Source organism: Paenibacillus alginolyticus DSM 5050 = NBRC 15375, from assembly GCF_000422905.1.
Classification (GTDB): domain Bacteria; phylum Bacillota; class Bacilli; order Paenibacillales; family NBRC-103111; genus Paenibacillus_E; species Paenibacillus_E alginolyticus.
On sequence record NZ_AUGY01000190.1, the window covers coordinates 1 to 5,528 of the forward strand.

Below are 5,528 nucleotides of genomic sequence, written 5' to 3' on the forward strand. Positions count from 1 at the left end.
GAATCTGCCAAGTATGCAATAGATAATTTTCAATTTGACTGGAAAGCAAACGCTTTAAAAAAAGCTGAATCATACGCAAAAACAATGAACATGTCAAAACAAGGAATTTATGATCAACTTATTTCTGAACATGGTGAAAAGTTTACAGAAGACGAAGCACAGTACGCAGTCGACAATATAAAAGCCGATTTCAATAAAAATGCCTTGAATAAAGCAAAAGATTATCAGGATTCAATGAAAATGTCGCCAGCAGCAATACGAGACCAACTAACTTCTAAACACGGTGAAAAATTCACAAAAGAAGAAGCCGATTATGCTATTAAGAATTTGGATAAATAAAACTCAAAACGCCCTTAACTAAAGAATTGGTTGATGGCGTTTTATTTTCATTTTAGTTGTTAAAGTTCATTACTGATTTTCCATTTTTAAAAGTTAAAGCTGATTATAGAGATTCTTGTTGAACAAACGAGGAACGTTAGTTGAATTGAAACCAGCAGCAGTCTAAGACTTTATTATACAAGTCTTTGTTCGCTGCTGTTTCTTTTTATGGATCAGTCTAAATCTTATTTTTCAAAAGCTATCGATTTTCCACCTGAAAAACCGCGTCAACTCAACAACTTCAGTCTAATACTTTATTTTCATCAAACACATACTTGAATTATTATTACGTCAAGAATCATTTTTACGAATTTATTTAACATAGTTAAATAAATTAATTGACATTATTTTCCAGTATGTTATAATGGGAACAAATGTTCTAAATATAACGGAGGTGTTCCCTACCCAATGATTCACGAACTAGCACAAGTACAGAAAGCAAACTCCATACTCTTCCCTGGTATGTAGTTGAATTTATTGAGCATAAGCACTCCCTATCCCCCGCTTCCCTGCTCAATTACGTCCACGATTATATTATCTTCTTTGATTGGTTAGTCTCCTCTGGCTACCATGAGGGCCCTGTATCGGATATCCCCCTCGATCTCCTGAATAAATTAAGAGTCCAAGACATTACTAAATTCAGAAGCCATCTGGTTCGGGATCAAGGTAACGCTGATAATACAATCAACCGCAAGTACGCATCGTTAGTGTCACTGTTTAAATACCTTTCCGATATTGCTGAACATGAGAACCTGACCCCATACTTAACCCGAAACGTGATGGCAAAGGTTGAAATGACCACGGATAAAGTCGATAACGATGCAAAAGCAAATAATATCAAGAGCTACATCCTTCGAGATGATGACTTTGAAAAGTTCCGGGAGTTTGTTGCCTTTGAATTCGGTCAGCAGCCGAAGCTTCATGGAACCACCAAACGATTCCACACACTAAATAGAGAAAGAGATACGGCAATTATTTCATTAATCCTTGGTTCAGGGATGCGGGTATCAGAGTTGGTTGGGTTAAATGAAGAAGATATCGATATGGATTCCAACTCTATGACGGTCTCCCGCAAAGGTGGTAAAACATCCGTAATCTACTTTAGCGACATTGCCAAGGCCGATCTCAAGGACTATATCAGTGTCCGGAAAAGAAAATATAAGCCCGAAAAAACAACAAGGGCACTACTACTTCCCTCCCAGGAATCGATAAACTGGAAAGAAGGCCGGTTAACGGTAAGAGCTGTGCAAAAATTGGTTGAGAAGTACGCCAAAGCCTTCGGTCGACCTTCGCTCACATAAGCTGCGTCACAGCTTCGCTACCCGTCATGCACAAGAGAACAATAACGTCCCGCATCTGAAGGATCAGCTCGGTCATGAGTCAATCCAAACCACAATGATTTACACGCACATCTTTGATGATCAGAAAAAGGCTGGCGTACTGAACGCAGATAAGTAACTAAAAACCCGCTCCAGCACAATGGAAGCGGGTTCTTAGTTACTTATAATCTATCGGACGATATGTGGCCGCGGCAATCTGTGGGTCAATTATGATATTTTCTTTGTAAGTCTGGTATGATGTATATTACATAATAAGGTTGAGGATCTATGTACATAAGTCTCTAAGAGGAATCAACTTTACATTGTACTTTATAGAGCAACAGTATAGGAGGGAAAGACCTTTTGAATTTTGGGCAGCATGTCTTAGGCGAAGTTCTCATATTGGCTTTTTTTATTACACTGCTTTGTGTAACGATCGCTGCAGGTATTCTATTACTAAATTTATTGGCTACAGAGAGTTTTTTAATGTTGATAATTTGGTTTTTTTCGGAAATCGTTATTTTAGCAATTATAATTGCAACTTTCGATGGAATAAGTAATGCTTATAGCAAACTTAACTCAGATTCTGGGAACCTAGGCATTATAATAATTGCGTTCGTCGTTATAAGCTTTATTTTTGTTTATATTAAATTAAGCAACTATCATACTAGAAAAAAATACCAAGAAGATTTACTTAATTGGGTTGAAGGAGGACTATTTTTTGATAGTAACAGATACGAGAATATAGAGAAATTACTTTCAAAAAAAACAAATTGTAACTTTCTTGCACCAACTTACGGATGTTCACCTCTAACAGTGGCAGCAGCTAAAAGAGATATTCGGTGTATAAAAATGTTATTAGACGCAAAAGCAGACCCCAATCTTAGAGATTCTCATGGGGATACCGCGATAATGTATGCTCATTATTTAGGTGATACACATTTAGTAAACCTATTGAAGAAATTTGGGGCTAAAGATTTGAAGCCAAAACAGTAAAATAGATTAATCAGAACGTTCGTTTACGGAAACATGCCCGAAGGTTTATTGGCAGTTCTGGAGGACGGTTATAGATTTGACAAAGGTGATGAGAGGTTCGAGGATTTTTTTAATCATGCTGTGAATAGTCGCTTCAGGGAAGTACTTTCTATTTTAAAGCAGTATAGACCACTATAATTTTTTTATTTCGCAGAATACCGATACTGTGAAGTAATTGTCTTAAAATATAGTTTGCGGGAATAGGGGATATTAGGTTCAAATTTACTCATTGGATAGGATAAACTTATTGAGAGGTGACCTCTTTAGGTTAACCGAGCTGATGAATTTGGTTTATGAGGTCGATAATTTTACAATTACTTTAATAACAACGGCTAAATTTGAGGAGGAGTAACAGTGGCAAAAGACAAATTAAAACCAAACATTAATATCCTCGAAAACTATATCAATCCCGAAAGCGAGTTTGAAAAAGGCAAAGTAGCACCAACTTTTGAGAATACTTTGAAACTTGCACCAGAGTTGGCCAGTGAAAAATTGAAGAGTTTTGTAGTAGAAGACGGTCGGGATATCTTAACACAGGTTGAATGTCAGATGAATTTGGTTACTAGCGCATTGAATGAACTCATTGCTGATATTAGCAATAAATTCAATGCCACTGCTACTGCTACAGCGATTCAAAAAGCGAAATACCTCAAAAATGGGTTGTGGGGAGATCAAAAAGTGAAGAGTCCGGTTGAATGCTTGAATCAACTGTTCCACTATATGACGGTTCTAGCTATGGTGAGGTATTTGCTCAAGGAAAATAATCTACTTGAGAATAAAACTATTAATAGGGTCACAATCTTGCCTACTGCCAATGATAGTAATAAATCGGATGATCAATCAGAGAGGATGAATGATATCCAAATCTTTGACCAACAAGGCAATCTAATACTTGTTGGAGAAGCTTTTCATGTCTCAGAAGCAATGTTCTATAACAAATTCAACAAGTCACTGGATGATCTAAGTAAAAATAAAGCGAGCTTCAGAAAGAAGGTCATCATTGTAGGCAACAAAGATCAGATGACATTTATAAGCCACAAATCAGATTCGCGTAAAAACAATATGGCTCTGGTAAAGGTATTTACAGTAGATTTCCATCAAGATTTTCTGGTCGAAGAGTTTCCGTGGGTGAAACAGAAGAAAAACAAGAACTAGGATTTATTTTGACTTATAACATTGATTGCCGCCGCCGATGTATGTTTTTTCGATGAGACGAGCGGCAATTTATTTTTATATTTACTTCACAGAACCTGTATTCTGTGAAGTAAAATTTCCTATGGGTACGTTTCAATATTCGTTTTAAATTTACCGTGAATATAGCGATTGCGCGTTGTATCTCCATACCTAATAGACCCGAGGATGTGGCTACATCATACCCGTGCCCGTGCCTGTGTTTGAGTTCGCTATTCTTTGCTTCAATTTTGTAGCGTTCCTTCGCTTTTTCCTTAAAGTACTCACTTTCTTGGAACGCCATTTGTTCGGTGTGTTCTTCGGATTTAATGGTCATTCGAGTAGGTTTTGCTTTTCGCTCCATCCTTGTAGCACCCTTCCTTGAACGGACACCTCTTGCATAGATCTACTTCGAAGTAGTAAATGCCTTGGTTTTTCCCAACCCCCTTCTTGCCTTGTTTTGCTTTCCGAATCGCCATAGACCGGCAAGGTCAAGGACTGTTGTTGTTGAATCACGGCATTCACCCACCCGGTTTGAATGCTAAAGGCTATCCAGATGCCGACAATGGGCAATTTAGTGATGTCTAATGGATCATTCTGTTCGTATTGCATATACTGTATTGTTTCTATAAACAAAACAGTAATTCAAATGATTAGCCATTAACTTAAGCTTATCCAATCTTCTAGGCATAATCCTCAGTTCTTAAAATTAAGGAGAGATCAACTTTGGAAACTGAACAGATAACTATGGTTAGTCTATCATTCTTAACAAAATGGGGTATCCGCGCTGATATAGCTGGTAGACCGATCGCTTGGGGCGCACTCATCATAAACTCTATTACTAATAACAAGGTAATTGGTACGATTAATTTTCGTGGTATTCCTATTCCAATTCATGGATCTTGGAATGAAAGCGCCAAACAAATCACATTTGATTCACCTTACGCCACATACTCCGGTAACTTAACCATTTTTGATGATCCTCCAATTAACATTCGACATTTTATTTTAAGCGGACGTCTTATTATGAATCCTCCCTCTCTACAAGCAGGTGAATATGGAACTTGGATTGCTACAACTGATCTTAGTCTGAACGAATACCCCATTAGTGGAAATACGTTGCCGTACAAGTATACTGATAAATTGCCTCCTGTTGGAGTCTTTGTAACATCGAATTTACTAAATCAGCTGCAGCAGCAGAATTTTAGGGTATATAGGGGTTGAACAGACGGGTTACGTTTGTCAGACCTGCTTTATTTTATATACTTTTCGATGAGCAACAAAAAAAACAGAAGAGCGTGTCTTCCAGGCTGATATTTATAAATGCATCCTGTATTATTTAATGAGATAATTATAGGGATGTTGAATAATCGTCCATCGATTTTACGGAAATGGCCCCGTCTTTCGCACCATACAAAAGACGGGGAATACAGGATTTCGTTACTGGGCATTCGGAAATATTCGTTGTACCATCTCATTAAATTCCTTAACAAAACCTGCGACCGGCCGTCCTTGTTGCACATCCCTAACATACGCATTGATTCGGTCGATGAAATCCGGATTGGTGGAAACATATACATTTTGGATGGTCGGATCGGTTTCCCTGACTTTGGAAGCGATTTGATC

At 37.7% G+C, this 5,528-nt stretch carries 7 protein-coding genes and 1 pseudogene; 6 read left to right on the plus strand and 2 right to left on the minus strand.

What is annotated here, in order from left to right; all coding sequences use genetic code 11:
* From G519_RS0137650 to G519_RS0137665, 5 genes are all read left to right on the plus strand, one after another.
* Positions 1-339 (plus strand): Ltp family lipoprotein (locus G519_RS0137650; RefSeq protein WP_029198935.1); only part of this gene is annotated, 339 nt, incomplete at its 5' end.
* 515 nt (positions 340-854) lie between these two features.
* The gene (locus G519_RS46595; protein WP_409372035.1) at positions 855-1,679 is read left to right on the plus strand and encodes a tyrosine-type recombinase/integrase; all 825 of its coding nucleotides are present in this window, start codon (positions 855-857) and stop codon (positions 1,677-1,679) included.
* Positions 1,636-1,836: a tyrosine-type recombinase/integrase gene (locus G519_RS53840; protein ID WP_409372034.1), complete on the plus strand. Its 201-nt coding sequence runs from the start codon at positions 1,636-1,638 to the stop codon at positions 1,834-1,836. Before G519_RS46595 ends, G519_RS53840 begins: the two co-directional genes overlap by 44 nt.
* A gap of 224 nt (positions 1,837-2,060) precedes the next feature.
* On the plus strand, positions 2,061-2,693 hold the full coding sequence (locus G519_RS0137660) for an ankyrin repeat domain-containing protein (RefSeq protein ID WP_029198936.1): 633 nt from the start codon (positions 2,061-2,063) through the stop codon (positions 2,691-2,693).
* A 393-nt stretch (positions 2,694-3,086) separates the two neighbouring features.
* Positions 3,087-3,887 carry a hypothetical protein gene (locus G519_RS0137665; protein WP_029198937.1) on the plus strand — a complete coding sequence of 267 codons (801 nt, stop codon included), beginning with the start codon at positions 3,087-3,089 and terminating at the stop codon, positions 3,885-3,887.
* 133 nt (positions 3,888-4,020) lie between these two features.
* Here the strand turns inward: G519_RS0137665 and G519_RS49670 are convergent.
* Positions 4,021-4,381: pseudogene (locus G519_RS49670) on the minus strand (transposase); the annotation flags it as partial.
* A gap of 247 nt (positions 4,382-4,628) precedes the next feature.
* Here G519_RS49670 and G519_RS0137680 point away from each other — a divergent pair.
* Positions 4,629-5,126, plus strand: coding sequence for a hypothetical protein (locus tag G519_RS0137680; protein ID WP_244280356.1), 498 nt, complete (start codon positions 4,629-4,631; stop codon positions 5,124-5,126).
* 216 nt (positions 5,127-5,342) lie between these two features.
* On the opposite strand, the gene G519_RS0137685 is transcribed toward G519_RS0137680, so the two are convergent.
* The coding region (locus G519_RS0137685; RefSeq protein WP_029198940.1) for a YhcN/YlaJ family sporulation lipoprotein at positions 5,343-5,528 on the minus strand (186 nt) is incomplete at its 5' end.